The organism is Sphingobium naphthae, from assembly GCF_043589935.1.
GTDB lineage: Bacteria > Pseudomonadota > Alphaproteobacteria > Sphingomonadales > Sphingomonadaceae > Sphingobium > Sphingobium naphthae_A.
The window spans coordinates 849036-864524 of the sequence record NZ_CP171454.1; the positions used below are offsets into that span (position 1 = coordinate 849036).

Sequence of the window (15489 nt, forward strand, 5' to 3'; positions counted from 1 at the left end):
AAGGGCTCCGGCCTCAGATCGCCTGGCCCGCCGCCCAGCCGCTGGCCCACGCCCATTGGAAATTATAGCCGCCCAGCCAGCCGGTGACGTCCACCGCCTCGCCAATGGCGTAGAGACCGGGCGCTTTCGCCGCCTCCATCGTCCGCGACGACAGGCCGGCGGTGGCAATGCCCCCCACCGTCACTTCCGCCTTGGCATAGCCTTCCGTGCCCGAGGGCGTGAAAGGCCAGTCCGCCAGCCGCGCGCCCAGCTGCCGCAGCGCCTTGTCGCTCAACGCGCCGAGTTCGCCCTGCACCCCGGCGCGTTCCAGCAGCGCGTCGGCCAGCCGCTCCGGCAGCGCCTGCCCCAGCAGCTTGCGCAGCTGCGCCCGCGGTCGCGCCCGTTTCTCCTCCAGCAGCCAGTCCGCCGCGCGATCCGGCAGGAAGTCGACCTGTATCGGCGTCCGGTGCTGCCAATAGGAACTGATCTGGAGCATCGCCGGTCCCGACAGGCCGCGATGGGTGAAGAGCGCCGCTTCGCGAAAGCGCGTCTTGCCCCAGCGCACCTCGACATCCGCCGACACGCCCGACAGCGACTGGAACAGCGCGTCGTCGGGCCCTAGGGTGAAGGGCACCAGCGCCGGGCGCGGCTGCACCACCGACAGGCCGAAACGCCGCGCCACGTCATAGGCGAAGCCAGTCGCGCCCAACTTGGGAATGGATGGGCCGCCCGTGGCCAGCACCAGCGCGGGCGCACGATGCTCGCGATCGCCCAGCGTCACGCGATACAGGCCCTCGCCATGATCGACCCCCGTGATGCCCGCGCCCAGCGCCATGGTGACGCCGCCCTTGTCGCATTCAGCCTCCAGCATGGCGACGATCTGTTTTGCTGACCCGTCGCAGAACAGCTGCCCCAGCGTCTTTTCATGCCAGGCGATGCCATGACGGTCGACCAGCGCCAGGAAATCCTGCGCGCTGTAGCGGCCGAGCGCGGACTTGGCGAAGTGCGGGTTGGCCGACAGATAGCGGTCCGCCGCCGTGTGGATATTGGTGAAATTGCACCGCCCGCCCCCGGAAATCAGGATCTTCTTGCCCGGCGCGTCGGCATGGTCGGCCAGCAGCACGCGGCGTCCGCGCTGTCCTGCGACGGCGGCGCACATCATCCCCGCCGCGCCCGCGCCCAGGATGATCGCATCCCAGGGCTGCTCCACAGACCGCCCCATCAGCGGCCGCGCTTCAGGCGCACCAGCGCCTCGTCCAGCGCCGACAGGAAGCGCGAGCGATCCGCTTTGGAAAAGGGCGCTGGCCCGCCGATCGCGTCGCCCACCGCGCCCGCGCGCAGATCCGCCATGATCGCGCGCGTGGCGATCGCCGCGCCGATCGAACTGGTGGTGAAGGGCCTGCCATTGGGCGCTATCACTTGGGCCCCGGCCTTGAGGCAGCGGTCGGCGAGCAGGATGTCGGCGGTGACGCAGACCGTTGCCGCATCGGCCCGTTCCGCGATCCAGTCGTCCGCCGCATCGAAGCCGTCGCTCACCACCACGCGCTCGACCAGCGAATGGGCGGGGACGCGGATGACGCTGTTGCTGACGATGGCGACGGGCACCTCGTGTCGCCAGGCGACCTTGTAAATCTCCTCCTTGACGGGGCAGGCGTCGGCATCGACCAATATTCTCATGGCGCTCGCGATAGGCCGCGCGGCCGCGCGAAACAATGGGCCGCCCTTATTTCGTCGTGGCATCGATCCGCGGCTTCCGCAAAAGCCATTCCTGTCCTACATCATCGGCATGAACGCCCCCCTCTATAACAAGGACATATTGCGGCTCGCCGCCAGCATTCCGCATCACCAGCGGCTGGCCGATCCGCAGGCCAGCGTCGAGAAGAGATCGCCCACCTGCGGATCGCGCGTCACCGCGGACGTGCGCATGGCCGACGGCCGGCTCGCCGAACTCGGCCTCGACGTGAAGGCTTGCGCGCTGGGACAGGCGTCGGCGGCGCTGATGGCTGCGCAGGCGATCGGCCTTTCCGCGGACGAACTGGCCGATGCGCGCGATCGCCTGACCGCCTATCTGGCCGGCGATAGCGACACGCTCGACTTCTGGCCCGGCCTTGCCGTGCTGGCCCCCGCGCGCGGCTACCCCGCGCGCCATGCCTCTATTCGCCTCGGCTTCGAAGCCATCGCCGAAGCCGCACGCATGGCGGACGCCTGATGGAAACGACCAGCGCCACCGACATGCTGCTGAGCGAGGGCGTCATCCTGCTTGGCGCCGCCGTTGCCTTCGTCATGCTGTTCCGCCGCTTCGGCCTGGGCGCGGTGCTCGGCTATCTCGTCGCCGGCGCGCTCGTGGGGCCGCAGGGGATGGGCCTGGTCGGTGGCGGCCAATCGAAACTCGCCATAGCCGAAATCGGCATCGTCCTGCTGCTCTTCCTCGTCGGCCTCGAACTCCATCCGGCCCGGCTGTGGCGGCTGAAGCGCGACATTTTCGCACTCGGCCTGGCCCAGGTCGTGACCTGCGGCTGCGTGCTGACCGCGATCATCTTTTATTCCACCGGCTTCTCCTGGGGCGCGGCGATCGCGCTCGGCCTGCCGCTTGCCTTGTCATCAACCGCGCAGGTGCTGCCAAGTCTCAAGTCGAGCGGCCGCATCAACTCGCCCTTCGGTGAGAAGGTCTTTTCGATCCTGCTGTTCCAGGATCTCTCGATCGTGCCGCTCATCACGATCATCGCGGCCCTGTCGCGCAATCCGGCCGATGCCGGGGGGCCGCCGGGGTGGGTGCTGGCCGGCTACACTGTGGCAGCGATCGCGGGCCTGGTGCTAGTCGGGCGCTTCATCCTGCGTCCGCTCCTGGCGCTGGTCGGCCGTTTGGGCGAGCGCGAATTGTTCGTCGCCGTCGGCCTGTTCACGGTGCTCGCTGCAGCCGAACTCATGCACACGCTGCACCTGTCCACCGCTCTGGGGGCTTTCGTGGCAGGCGTGATGCTCGCTGATTCGCCCTATCGGCATGAAATAGAAGCCGATGTCGAACCCTTCCGATCGATCCTGCTCGGCCTTTTCTTCCTGGCCGTGGGCATGGTGCTGGACCTGCGCGCGGTGATCGCCAATCCGCTGTTCGTCCTCTCCATGGCGGCCATTCTGGTGGCCACCAAGGCTGCGATCATCACGGGCCTCGCCCGATTGTTCGGGATGAGCTGGCAACAGGCGCTGGGCGCAGGCCTGTTGCTGAGCCAGGGCGGCGAATTCGGCTTCGTTCTCTTCGCCCAGGCGCAAGGCGCTTTGCTGATCGCGCCGCAGGCGGCCAGCCTGTTCAGCGCCATCGTCACCTTCTCCATGGCGACCACGCCGTTCCTGATGCTCTTCGCCCGCCGCTTCGAATTCGCCAGGAGCAAGGATCGCGACGACCTGCCCGGGCCCGAGGACGCGCCGCGCGGATCGGCGATCATCGTGGGCTATGGCCGGTTTGGCCAGACGGTCGCGCAGATGCTGATGGGCCATGGCTTCGGCGTCGTCCTGATCGACAAGAAGCCCGCCCAGATCGAAGTGTCGAGCCGGTTCGACATGAAGGTCTATTATGGCGACGGCACCCGCATCGACCTGCTGCGCCGGTCGGGCGCGGACGAGGCGCGGCTGATCGCCTTCTGCATCGACGATCCCGCGCTCGACGCGCGCGCGCTCGAACCCATTGCCGAGGCGTTCCCGCAGGCGGCGCTGATGGTCCGCGCCTTTGACCGGCGGCAAGTGCTGGCGCTGCAGGGCATCGAACTCGCCGGGGTCGTCCGCGAAGTCTATGAATCGGCCATCTGCATGGGCGTCCAGGCGATGGAGACGCTGGGCGTGCCGTCGACCGAGATCGAGGAGGTCGAGCGGCAATATCGCGAGAATGACCGCCAGCGCATGGCGTTGCAGATCGAACATGGCACGCTGCTGGCGGCCAAGGACCTGATGTATCGGCCGGGCAATTCCATGCGACTGCTCAGCCGCGGCGACGGGGAAGAGGCATGATCGCGATCCTGGCCTGTCTGTCGGCGGCGCTCGCCATCGGCGCAGGCGCGTTCGGGGCGCATGGCGTCGCCGACGCCAAGGCCGCTGACTGGCTGCGCACCGGCGGCCTCTATCAGCTGGTCCACGCGGTCGCCGCGATCGCGCTGACCGGGGTCGCGCGCGGCGCGGCGGCGCTGCTGCTGGCGGGCGCGGCGATCTTCGCCCTGTCGCTCTACATCATGGCGCTGGGCGGCCCGCGATGGCTGGGCGCGGTGACGCCGGTCGGCGGAACGCTGATGATCGCCGGCTGGCTCTGGGCCGCATGGACCTTCGGTCAGCGCTGACGCGCCGCCCTTGCCCCTTGCGCCGGCTGCGCATAGATTGGACCTTATGGCCGACCATCATCATCATGACCATCTGGAACCCACCGGCGCGAAGCTGGCGGACGCCGCCCGCTCCACGCTGGAGGCGCAGAATGAGCAATGGACGCCGATGCGCGCCGCCATCTTCGACGCGCTGGCGTCTGAAGAGCGGCCGGCCTCGGCCTATGACATTGCCGACACCGTGTCCAAGGCCCGCGGCAAGCGCGTCGCGCCAAACAGCGTCTACCGCATTCTCGACCTGTTCGTGACGAACAACATCGCCATGCGGGTCGAAAGCGCCAACGCCTATATCGCCAACGCCCATCCGGGCTGCCACCATGACTGCATCTTCATGGTGTGCCGCAACTGCAAGCAGGCCACTCATGTCGACGACGACACGGTGACCGGCCAGGTCCGCGCCATCGCGCAGCAGGATGGCTTCCGCCCCGAACGCCCCGTGATCGAGATCCTCGGCCTTTGCGCCAAGTGCGCGGCCTGAGCGAGACGCAGACGCCCGGCCCGCGCATGGCGGGGCGCATTGGAGACTATGCCTGACCATGAATGATCGCCCGCAAACGCCGCTGCTCGACCAGGTCGCCTGGCCGTCCGACCTGCGCAAGCTGCAGCCCGAGCAGCTGCGCCAGCTGGCGGACGAACTGCGCGCCGAAACCATCGCGGCGGTCGGCGTCACGGGCGGCCATCTGGGATCGGGCCTGGGCGTCGTGGAGCTGACCACAGCGATCCACTATGTGTTCGATACGCCCGACGACAAGCTGATCTGGGACGTCGGCCATCAATGTTATCCGCACAAGATCCTGACCGGACGGCGCGACCGCATCCGCACCCTGCGCCAGGGCGGCGGCCTCAGCGGCTTCACCAAGCGCGCCGAAAGCGATTATGACCCGTTCGGCGCGGCGCACAGCTCCACATCGATCAGCGCGGCGCTGGGCTTCGCCATCGCCAACAAGATGCAGGACAAGCCGGGCAAGGCGATCGCGGTGATCGGCGATGGCGCCATGTCGGCGGGCATGGCCTATGAGGCGATGAACAATGCACGCGACGCGGGCAACCGGCTGGTCGTCATCCTCAACGACAATGACATGTCGATCGCGCCGCCCGTCGGCGGCCTCTCCGCCTATCTCGCGCGCCTGGTGTCGAGCCGCGAATTTCTGGGCTTGCGCGACCTTGCCAAGAAGCTGGCGCGCAAGCTGCCCCGCCCGCTCCACAATGCGGCGCGCAAGACCGACGAGTTCGCGCGCGGCATGGCGATGGGCGGCACCCTGTTCGAGGAACTGGGCTTCTACTATGTCGGGCCGATCGACGGGCATAATCTCGACCAGCTGATCCCGGTGCTGGAAAATGTCCGCGATGCCGCGCAGGGCCCATGCCTGGTCCATGTCGTCACCCAAAAGGGCAAGGGCTATGCCCCGGCCGAAGCGGCGGCCGACAAATATCATGGCGTGCAGAAATTCGACGTCATCACCGGTACCCAGGACAAGGCGCCCCCCGGTCCGCCCAGCTACACCAATGTCTTCGCGCAGGCGCTGATCGCCGAAGCGCAGCGCGATCCCGCCGTCTGCGCCATCACTGCCGCCATGCCGTCGGGCACGGGGCTGGACAAGTTCCAGACGGTCTTTCCCGACCGCATCTTCGACGTCGGCATCGCCGAACAACATGCCGTCACCTTCGCCGCGGGCCTCGCAGCGCAGGGCATGCGGCCCTTTTGCGCCATCTACTCGACCTTCCTGCAGCGCGCCTATGACCAGGTCGTGCACGACGTCGCGATCCAGAACCTGCCCGTTCGCTTCGCGATCGACCGCGCGGGTCTGGTCGGCGCTGACGGATCAACTCATGCCGGCAGCTTCGACGTCACCTATCTTGCCACCCTGCCCAACATGGTGGTGATGGCGGCCGCGGACGAGGCGGAGCTGGTCCATATGGTCCACACCTGCGCCCTGCATGACAGTGGCCCGATCGCGGTGCGCTATCCGCGCGGCAATGGCACCGGCATCGCCCTGCCGCAGACGCCGCAGGCGCTGGAGATCGGCAAGGGCCGCATCATGCGCGAAGGACGCCAGGTTGCGATCCTCTCGCTCGGCACCCGGCTGGAGGAAGCGATCAAGGCGGCCGACGCGCTGGAGGCCAAGGGTCTTTCCACCACCGTGGCCGACCTGCGCTTCGCCAAGCCGCTGGACGAAGCGCTGATCCGCAAGCTGCTGACCAGCCATGACGTCGCCGTCACGATCGAGGAAGGGGCGATCGGCGGCCTGGGTGCGCATGTCCTGACGCTGGCCAGCGACCTCGGCCTGATCGACAATGGCCTCAAGCTGCGCACGCTGCGCCTGCCCGACCTGTTCCAGGATCAGGACAAGCCGGAGCGGCAATATGCGCAGGCCCGGCTCGATGCCGACGCCATCGTCGACACGGTGCTGACCGCGCTGCGCCACAACAGTGTCGGATCTGAAGCGCGCGCCTAAGCCAGCGCGGCGGGAACCAAATACGCGGTCAATGGTCCTTGTGCGAACCGCGGCGGAGATCACAGGCTGCTGCGGACCCGACAAGATCAGGAGAAGCCATTGCAAGGCGCTTTCCGGACAATGCGTCCGTCCTTTCGCGTGGCAACACTCCTTCTTCCCGTGCTGACATGCCCGTCCTGTCGCGACGCGCCCGCTGATCGGGCGCCCCCGCGCGCATCCGACAAAGTGCCGGACGCCCTGGAAACGTCCATCATCGCCGTGCCCATCGAAGCCAGCTCGGACGCGATACGTCAGGCGATCGAACGGTCGGTGCCGCGCATCTTGTGGACAATCAACCAGCGCGAGCCCAGATGCATAGCGCCGCAGAAGCTGCGCATATTGGGCGAGGACATAAAGGTTACGCCGCCGATCAGCTGCACCATCGTGGGGACGGTGACGCGCGGCCCGGTTACCTTGCACGGAGAAGGGCAGACCATCATCGCCGACGTGCCGGTCCATGCCCGGATCAGCGCGCGCGACGTCGCCGGCGTCTTGAAGGGGGAAACCGCCACCGGCTCCGCCCACGTTCAGGCCCGCATCCGGCTTGACATCGACCGGCAGTGGAAGCCCACGGGCAAGATCGATCTTCATTATGATTGGACGACCCCGCCGGGCATTGATTTCCTGGGTCAGCGTATTCGCTTTACCGATCAGGCTGATGAGAAGCTGCGCCCGGTCGTCGCGCAGCTTGAGCGCGACCTGCCGCGCGAATTGGCCAAGCTGAACCTTCGCAGCCGGATCGAGGCCTTGTGGCGCGATGCTTTCACGACATTGGAACTGAACCGCCGCAATCCGCCCGTTTGGATGCGCGTCGCACCCAGCCGCGTCTTCTACAATGGCTACTCAATGCGCGGTCGGACGCTGCGCCTGGATCTGGGATTGGAGGCGACCACGCAAACCTTCGTCGGCGATCGCCCCCCGCCGCCGCAGCCCAAGCCGTTGCCGCCGCTGGATCGATCGAACAAGACGAAGGGATTGCGCTTCCGCCTTCCGGTTACGGCAGATTATCAGACACTGGTGCCCGTCATCCAGAAGGCGCTGGACAAGCGGGCAGCGCGCCCCTTCCACCTTCCCGCACTCGGCGACGTGCGCGCCCGCTTTTCGAATATCACCTGCTACGGCTCGGTTGGCGGTCGAATCGCCGTCAGCGTCGATATCAGTGCGCGTCGTGATGGCGCAGCGCGCGACACGCATGGCCGCGTCTGGCTGGCCGCCCGGCCAGTGAATGCCGCCAACTCGCCTGAGGTCAGCTTTGTCGACCCGATCATCACCGGCGACACGGACGGCATCGGCGGCGACACCGCCTTGGCCATAAGCCGCACACGGGGCTTTGCCGACTTGATCGCTACCGCGCTCAGCCAGAATTTTGCCAAGGACATTGCGGAACTGAAGGTCACGATCGCACGCGCCATCGCCAACAAACGAGTGGGCGATTTCGTCATCAAAGCGCGAGCGAACGATTTTGAAATTGGTCAGCTACACGCTTATGGCGAAGGGTTGCACCTGCCAGTCCGGGCGACGGGCGAGGCGCAAATCCTGTATCAGCCGCGCTAAAAGCCCCTTATTGCGGGACTGCCGCGCGCGCTTCCTGGCCATCGCCTTCGGGCGCGGCGATGATGTCGCGGGTGGTGTTGCCCTTGTTCACGACCTGCGTGTCGGGATCGCCCGCCTGCGAGCGGATGCCGGCGGCCGCATCGGCGCGACCAGCCGCGTTCAGCGCCGCGCTTTCCGCCGCACTGCGCTGGGCCGGGCCGCCGAACATCGCCTGCATGGCTTCCTTGCTGGCGTCGACGGACGCGGCGGCGGGCGTGCCGGGCGCGGGGGGCACCAGCGCGAAGTCGGGCGGCACGACCAGCGGCGCCTGGCGCGACACCGCAAATTCATCGGGCCGCTCGCGCCCCATCAGGCCACGGCCACCGCCGCAGGCTGAAAGGGTTGCGATAAGGCCGGCGGCGAGGATCAGTTTACGCTTCACTTCAAAGTCTCCGTCTTTGCGCCCTTGTCGCGCAGCAGCAACGCCCGTGCAAGCAGGATCAGCACGCCGATGGTGATGGCGGCGTCCGCCAGGTTGAAAATCAGGAAGGGCCGCCATTCGCCGAAATGCAGGTCGGCATAATCGACGACATAGCCCAGCCTCACGCGGTCAATGATATTGCCGATCGCCCCGCCCAGCACCAGGCCGAGCGCCGCGACGTCCTGCCGCGCCTTTTCCCGCCACATCCACACCGCGACGAATGTCGCGATCAGAAAGGTCATGCCGACCAGCGCCCAGCGCATTGCATCGGTGTCCGCATGGAAAAAGCCCATCGACACGCCCCTGTTTTCCAGCCAGCGCAGGCGGAAGATCGGCAGCAGGTCGATCCCTTCGTCCGCCCGGCTCTGCAGCGCCAACGGATAGGTGACGGTATATTTGATGAGCTGGTCGAGCGCGAGCGTGGCGATCGCCACGGTCAGGCCCAGCGGGCGGTGATTGGCGGGGCTCATGCGGTCAGCACCTTCTCGCAACGGTCGCACAGCGCGCCGTCTTCCGTCACTTCGGGCGATTTGCGCCAGCAGCGGCCGCATTTGTGCCAGTCGCTGGGCCGCACGATGATGCCGTCGCCCTCGCCCATGGTCACGCGCGCGACGATCGCCACTTCCGCGAAATCGACGTTGCCCGCCGCCAGCAGCTCGCCCATGGTGACGTCCGCGTCCAGGCTGGATCGCACGATCTTGTCCCGGCGCAGCGGCTCGATCGCTTCGTTCACCTGTTCGCGCTGGTCGCGCAGTGCTTGCCATTTGTCGCCCAGATCGGAGTCGATCCAGCGCGCGTCGACCTCCGGCCATTCCAGGAAATGGACGCTATCCTCGGCACTTGGGAAGCGGCTCTGCCACACTTCCTCGGCGGTGAAGGGGATGATCGGCGCGACATAGCGGACCAGCGCGTGGAACAGCGTGTCGAGCAAAGTGCGATAGGCGCGGCGCTTGGGATCGCCCTTCGCGTCGCAATAGAGACAGTCCTTGCGGATGTCGAAGAAGAAGGCGGACAGGTCGCTGTTGGCGAAGTCGAAGATCGCCCGGCTGTAGCGGCTGAACTCCAGCCAGTTCTCGCTGCCCGCACCCTTGTCCACCACGGCGCGCAATTCCGCGTCGAGCTGCGCCAGCCGATGGAGCATGTAGCGCTCCAGTTCCGGCATTTCCGCGTAGCTGACCGCTTCGGTCTCTTCATCATAGTCGGACAGAGCGCCCAGCATGTAGCGGAAGGTATTGCGCAATTTGCGATAGGCGTCGGACGCGCCGGCCAGCACTTCCTTGCCAATGCGCACGTCGTCAAAATAGTCGGTGCTCGCCACCCAGACGCGCAGGATGTCGGCGCCGCTCTCGCTCATGATCTTGAGCGGGTCGACGACATTGCCGAGGCTCTTGGACATTTTCTTGCCAGACCCGTCCAGCGCGAAGCCATGTGTCAGCACCGCCTTGTAGGGCGCCTGACCGCGCGTGCCGCAGCTTTCCAGCAGCGACGACTGGAACCAGCCGCGATGCTGGTCCGACCCTTCGATATAGAGGTCGGCGCGCGCGCCCTCGCCATAGCGGCCTTCGACCACGAAGCTGTGGGTCGAGCCTGAATCGAACCAGACGTCGAGAATGTCGTTCACGACCTCATAGTCGGTCAGATCGTAATCGGGGCCGAGCAGCGCCTGATGATCCGCGCCGAACCAGGCGTCGGCGCCGCCCGCGCGAAATGCCTCGACGATGCGGGCATTGACCGCCGGATCAACCAGATAGTCGCCGCTCTTGCGATGGACATAGAGGGCGATCGGCACGCCCCAGGCGCGCTGGCGGGAAATGACCCAGTCCGGGCGGCCCTCCACCATCGAGCGGATGCGGTTGGTCGAGCGCTCGGGCACCCAGCGCGTCTGCGCGATCGCGTCGAGCGCGATTTCGCGCAGGGTTGCGCCGTTGCCGCCGTTCACGACAGACGCTTCTCGGCTTCGCTCGAAGCTGCTCGAACCGAACGGAATTTCCTGGGCCTGCTCCCCTCCACCGTTCGGTTCGAGCTTGTCGAGAACAGCGCGCTTACCCTGCGGCTGGTCCATCGGAATGAACCATTGCGGCGTCGCGCGGAAGATGATCTTCGCCTTCGACCGCCAGCTATGCGGATAGCTGTGGCGGAAATCGTCCGACGCGGCGAGCAGCGCGCCTGCATCGCGCAGGTCGGAACAGATCGGCCCGTCCTTGCTCACGAACTTGGGATTGATGACGCTCCCCTGCCCGCCGAGCCACAGCCAGTCCGCGCGATATTTCCCGTCACCCTCGACCGCGAAGACCGGGTTGATGCCGTTCGCCTTGCACAGCCCGAAATCGTCCTCGCCATGGTCCGGCGCCATGTGGACGAGGCCGGTGCCCGCATCGGTGGTGACGAAATCGCCCGCCAGGAACGGACGCGGCTTGGCGAAGAAGCCGCCGAGATGGTGCATGGGATGGCGGGCGACAGCGCCGGCGAGCTGCGAGCCTTTGCCGCGCCAAAGCACACCATTAAAATCCCAATCGAGCCGGGCTTTAAATTGATCGAGCAATGCGGCCGCAATCAACAGGCTTTTGCCGTGCCGATAGATTGACTCTCCTTTTCCTCCGGGCTTGACGAATGGCGCGAGGAGCTTCGGCGTGCAGCGGCAAAGCACATACTCAACCTCCGGCCCATAAGCCAAAGCCTGGTTCACCGGGATCGTCCAGGGCGTCGTCGTCCAGATCACCGCATGCGCACCGACCAGTTCCGGCGCGTTCGGCGCTTCCACAATCTCGAACGCCACGTCGATCTGCGTCGACGTCACATCCTCATATTCGACTTCCGCCTCGGCCAGCGCGGTCTTCTCGACCGGCGACCACATCACCGGCTTGGCCCCGCGATAGAGCTGGCCGCTCTCCGCGAACTTGAGCAATTCGCCGACGATGGTCGCCTCAGCGTCATACTTCATGGTAAGATAGGGATCTTCCCAATCGCCCATGATGCCCAGCCGCTTGAACTGCTCCTTCTGCACGCCGACCCATTTGTCGGCATAGGCGCGGCATTGGGCGCGGAACTCGGCCGCCGGCACCTCGTCCTTGTTCAGCTTCTTCTTGCGATACTCTTCCTCGATCTTCCATTCGATCGGGAGGCCGTGGCAGTCCCAGCCGGGCACATAGGGCGCGTCCTTGCCAAGCAAGGACTGGCTGCGGACGATGATGTCCTTCAACACCTTGTTCATCGCATGGCCCATATGGATGTCGCCATTGGCGTAGGGCGGGCCGTCATGCAGGATGAAGCGCTCGCGCCCCGCCCGCTTCTCGCGCAGCTTGCCATAGAGGTCCATCGCCTCCCACCGCGCGGCGATCGCCGGCTCCCTGGCGCTCAGGCCCGCCTTCATCGGAAAGTCGGTCTGGGGCAGGAAGACGGTGGACTTATAGTCTTCGGTTTTCTGGGCAGGCTGGTCGGTCATGGGCGCGCTTATTCTGGCCGTTCGGTTCGAGCAGCTTCGAGCGAAGCCGAGAAGCGTTCGTCGCGAACTGCTCTCGACACGCTCGAACCGAACGGAGGTTGAGCAGATCAGGGCCGTGCCCTACGCGAGGCGGGGCGTTCCCGCAAGGATTTGCCGCGCGTCCGCGCAGTCCTGCGCGATGCCGGCGGTCAGCGCCTCCAGCCCCTCATATTTGCGCTCGGCATGGAGATAGTGGATCAGCTCCACCGCGACCCGCTCGCCATAAAGGCTTTCGGAAAAGTCGAAGAAATGCGGCTCCAGCAATTCCTTGGGCGGGTCGAAGCTCGGCCGGATGCCCAGGTTCGCCGCGCCGTCCAGCACGCGCCCGTCGGACAGCCGCCCGCGCACCGCATAAATGCCATAGGCCGGGCGCAGATAGGGGCCCATGTCGATATTGGCGGTGGGAAAGCCGATCGTCCGGCCCAGCTTGGCGCCATGCTGCACCACGCCCTCGATCGTGAAGGGCCGCGTCAGCAGCCGCGTCGCCGTCGCGCAATCGCCCGCTCGCAGCGCCGCGCGCACGCGGGTGGAGGAAATCACCCCCTCCCCGTCGGTGATCGGCGCGACCGCTTCGGCCGGCAACCCCAGCGCAGCGAAGCTCCCGATCGTGCCGGCACGCCCCCGGCCGAAGGTGAAATCCTGCCCCGTCACCACCGCGGCGACGCCCAACTGCTCGACCAGCAAGCGGACATAAGCGGCGGGATCGAGCGCGGCGAGTTCGCGCGTGAAGTCGAAGACCAGCATCGCGTCCGCCCCGGCATGGGCGAACAGCGCCTGGCGCTGGTCCAGCGTCGTCAGGCGGAAACTGGGGCTGTCGGGCCGGAACAGCCGCATCGGGTGCGGATCGAAGGTGGCGACAATCGCCGGCCGTCCTTCCGCGCGCGCGCGCGCGATCGCGCGGCCGACCACCGCCTGGTGCCCGGCATGAAAGCCGTCGAAATTGCCGAGCGCCATGACGCTCCCGCGCAGATGCGGGGGAACCGGGCCGCTGCTGGAAAGCCGCTCCATGCGCCGCGCTATAGGGGCGTGGCCAAAGCGTGGCAATGGAGCGCGCGCCCGCGCCCTATCGCCGCGCCAAGGTGACGAAGCTGTAGCCCGGCCGCCCGTCCGTCGCCGGATGATCCACGCGCGCGGTTTCCCGCCATTCGGCCGCGTCGGGATAGGCAATGCTGGCGTCGCCATCGGCGTCCAGATGCACTTCGGTCAGTTCGATCCGGTCCGCGATCGGCAGGATCAGTCGGTAGATTTCAGCGCCGCCGATGACCATCAGCGTGGGCGATTTCGCCATCGCGATGGCGGCATCGACATCATGCGCTACTTCCGCGCCTTCGGCCCGCCAGGCGCGGTCGCGAGTCAGAACGATATGGCGGCGGCCCGGCAGCGGCCCGGGCAGGCTGTCGAACGTCTTGCGCCCCATCAGCATCGGATGGCCCGCCGTGATCGCCTTGAAATGCCGCAAATCCGCCGGCAACCGCCAGGGCAGGTCGCCATCCTTGCCTATCACGCCATTGTCGGCGCGGGCGAGGACCAGAACGATCTCGCTCACAGCGCCAGCCGCGTCACATGTCCCATCTTACGGCCCGGGCGCGCCTCATGCTTGCCATAGAGGTGAAGATGATTGGCCGGATCGGCCAATATCTCAGCCCAGGCATTCACATCGTCGCCGATCAGGTTGCGCATCTCGACCCGCGGCGCGGCCAGCCCGGTGTCGCCCAGCGGCAGGCCGCAGATCGCGCGGACATGATTTTCGAACTGGCTCGTCACCGCGCCCTCGATGGTCCAGTGGCCGCTATTGTGGACGCGCGGCGCCATCTCGTTGAACACCGGTCCGTCGGCGCTGGCGAAGAATTCCAGCGTCAGCACGCCGACATAGTCCAGCGCGTCGGCGACCTGCGCCGCCAGCGCGCGCGCCTGGTCGACCTGCCCCTCGATCAGCGGGCCGGCGGGCGCAGTCGACGTCGACAGGATGCCGTTGACATGGACATTGGCGGGCGAATCCCAGAAGCGCGTTGCGCCATCCGCGCCACGCACCAGGATCACCGAAAATTCCTCCGCGAAGGTCACGAAGCCTTCCAGGATCGCGCTCTGCCGGCCGATCGCGTTCCAGGCACCGACCGCATCACCCGGCTCGGCCAGGCGCGCCTGCCCCTTGCCGTCATAGCCCATGCGGTTGGTCTTCAGGATCGCGCGGCTGCCGATCGTCTCGATCGCCGCTTCCAGATCGTCCAGGCTTTCGACCGGCGCGAACGGCGCGGTCAGCCCGCCCAGGTCGCAGACGAAGCGCTTTTCCGCCAGCCGGTCCTGCGCGACGCGCAGCGCCTCCGCCCCCGGCCGCACCAGTCCGTGGCGCGCCAGCGTGTCGACCGCGGATGGATCGATATTCTCGAATTCATAGGTGACGACGTCGACGCTGTCGGCGAAGGCGGCCAGCGCCTGCGCATCCGCATAGGCGCCGCGCGTCCAGTTGGGCGACACGTCGGCCGCCGGTCCGCTTTCCTCCGGCGCGAAGATATGGGTGCGATAGCCCAGCTGCGCCGCCGCGACGGCGATCATCCGGCCAAGCTGGCCGCCGCCGAGAATGCCGATGGTGGAGCCGGGCGCGATGGTCGTCATGTCTCTCTTGTCCGCCAATCTTCCGTCAGTCTTGGACGGTTTCGGCGACGGCGTCGGTCTGGCGCGCGCGCCAGGCGTCCAGCCGCTCGGCCAGCGCCGCATCCTGCGTCGCCAGGATCGCGGCCGCCATCAGGCCGGCATTGATCGCGCCGGGCTTGCCGATGGCGAGCGTGCCGACGGGAATGCCGCCGGGCATCTGGACGATCGACAGCAGCGAATCCATGCCCTTCAATGCCTTGGATTCGACCGGCACGCCCAGCACCGGCAGCCGCGTCATCGCCGCGGCCATGCCGGGCAGATGCGCCGCCCCGCCCGCGCCGGCGATGATGACCTTCAGGCCGCGCGCCGCCGCGCCGCCGGCATAGTCATAGAGCCGCTGCGGCGTCCGATGGGCCGACACGACCTTGCATTCATGGGCGACGCCCAGCGCGTCGAGCGTCTCGGCGGCGTGGCGCATCGTCTCCCAGTCGGAGCGGGATCCCATGATGATGCCGACGTCGATAGCGCTCATGACCGTGCTGACTTCCCCTGATAGCGCGGAAAGCA

The 15489-nt window shown here is 66.9% G+C and carries 15 protein-coding genes; 6 read left to right on the forward strand and 9 right to left on the reverse strand.

The genetic code is table 11. The features are described 5' to 3' along the window. Positions 1-13: 13 nt before the first annotated feature. Together ACGGKE_RS04220 and ACGGKE_RS04225 are read right to left on the reverse strand one after the other, a co-directional pair. Entirely contained in the window at positions 14-1201 is a 1188-nt protein-coding gene (locus tag ACGGKE_RS04220) for an NAD(P)/FAD-dependent oxidoreductase (RefSeq protein ID WP_394440308.1), read from the reverse strand. Next, entirely contained in the window at positions 1201-1656 is a 456-nt protein-coding gene (locus ACGGKE_RS04225) for a YaiI/YqxD family protein (RefSeq protein ID WP_394440310.1), read from the reverse strand. The genes ACGGKE_RS04220 and ACGGKE_RS04225 overlap by 1 nt, the downstream gene beginning before the upstream one ends. A gap of 109 nt (positions 1657-1765) precedes the next feature. On the opposite strand from ACGGKE_RS04225, the gene ACGGKE_RS04230 reads away from it, so the two are divergent. The 6 genes from ACGGKE_RS04230 (at position 1766) to ACGGKE_RS04255 (ending at position 8389) form a co-directional block, all read left to right on the forward strand. Further along, positions 1766-2188, forward strand: a complete 423-nt coding sequence (locus tag ACGGKE_RS04230) for an iron-sulfur cluster assembly scaffold protein (RefSeq protein WP_394440312.1) — start codon at positions 1766-1768, stop codon at positions 2186-2188. Further along, entirely contained in the window at positions 2188-3978 is a 1791-nt protein-coding gene (locus ACGGKE_RS04235; RefSeq protein ID WP_394440314.1) for a cation:proton antiporter, read from the forward strand. Before ACGGKE_RS04230 ends, ACGGKE_RS04235 begins: the two co-directional genes overlap by 1 nt. Further along, positions 3975-4301: a DUF423 domain-containing protein gene (locus tag ACGGKE_RS04240; RefSeq protein ID WP_394440316.1), complete on the forward strand. Its 327-nt coding sequence runs from the start codon at positions 3975-3977 to the stop codon at positions 4299-4301. The genes ACGGKE_RS04235 and ACGGKE_RS04240 overlap by 4 nt, the downstream gene beginning before the upstream one ends. Positions 4302-4347: 46 nt before the next feature. Next, positions 4348-4818, forward strand: coding sequence for a Fur family transcriptional regulator (locus tag ACGGKE_RS04245; RefSeq protein ID WP_228166762.1), 471 nt, complete (start codon positions 4348-4350; stop codon positions 4816-4818). Between the two features lie 58 nt (positions 4819-4876). Further along, the gene (dxs, locus tag ACGGKE_RS04250; protein ID WP_394440318.1) at positions 4877-6796 is read left to right on the forward strand and encodes a 1-deoxy-D-xylulose-5-phosphate synthase; all 1920 of its coding nucleotides are present in this window, start codon (positions 4877-4879) and stop codon (positions 6794-6796) included. Between the two features lie 225 nt (positions 6797-7021). After that, positions 7022-8389, forward strand: a complete 1368-nt coding sequence (locus tag ACGGKE_RS04255) for a DUF4403 family protein (RefSeq protein WP_394440320.1) — start codon at positions 7022-7024, stop codon at positions 8387-8389. 7 nt (positions 8390-8396) lie between these two features. Here the strand turns inward: ACGGKE_RS04255 and ACGGKE_RS04260 are convergent, their stop codons facing one another. The 7 genes from ACGGKE_RS04260 to purE all read right to left on the reverse strand — a co-directional run bounded on the left by ACGGKE_RS04260 (position 8397) and on the right by purE (position 15454). After that, positions 8397-8810 carry a DUF3035 domain-containing protein gene (locus ACGGKE_RS04260; protein ID WP_394440322.1) on the reverse strand — a complete coding sequence of 138 codons (414 nt, stop codon included), beginning with the start codon at positions 8808-8810 and terminating at the stop codon, positions 8397-8399. After that, positions 8807-9319, reverse strand: a complete 513-nt coding sequence (gene lspA / locus ACGGKE_RS04265) for a signal peptidase II (RefSeq protein WP_394440324.1) — start codon at positions 9317-9319, stop codon at positions 8807-8809. The genes ACGGKE_RS04260 and lspA overlap by 4 nt, the downstream gene beginning before the upstream one ends. Beyond that, the gene (gene ileS / locus ACGGKE_RS04270) at positions 9316-12291 is read right to left on the reverse strand and encodes an isoleucine--tRNA ligase (protein ID WP_394440326.1); all 2976 of its coding nucleotides are present in this window, start codon (positions 12289-12291) and stop codon (positions 9316-9318) included. Before ileS ends, lspA begins: the two co-directional genes overlap by 4 nt. Before the next feature lie 120 nt (positions 12292-12411). After that, entirely contained in the window at positions 12412-13338 is a 927-nt protein-coding gene (locus tag ACGGKE_RS04275; RefSeq protein ID WP_394440328.1) for a bifunctional riboflavin kinase/FAD synthetase, read from the reverse strand. 55 nt (positions 13339-13393) lie between these two features. Next, positions 13394-13876, reverse strand: a complete 483-nt coding sequence (locus ACGGKE_RS04280) for a dihydrofolate reductase (RefSeq protein WP_394440330.1) — start codon at positions 13874-13876, stop codon at positions 13394-13396. Continuing rightward, complete coding sequence (locus tag ACGGKE_RS04285; RefSeq protein ID WP_394440332.1) at positions 13873-14943, reverse strand: 5-(carboxyamino)imidazole ribonucleotide synthase; 1071 nt, start codon at positions 14941-14943, stop codon at positions 13873-13875. The genes ACGGKE_RS04280 and ACGGKE_RS04285 overlap by 4 nt, the downstream gene beginning before the upstream one ends. 25 nt (positions 14944-14968) lie before the next feature. Continuing rightward, positions 14969-15454: a 5-(carboxyamino)imidazole ribonucleotide mutase gene (gene purE / locus ACGGKE_RS04290; protein WP_394440334.1), complete on the reverse strand. Its 486-nt coding sequence runs from the start codon at positions 15452-15454 to the stop codon at positions 14969-14971. Positions 15455-15489: the final 35 nt, after the last annotated feature.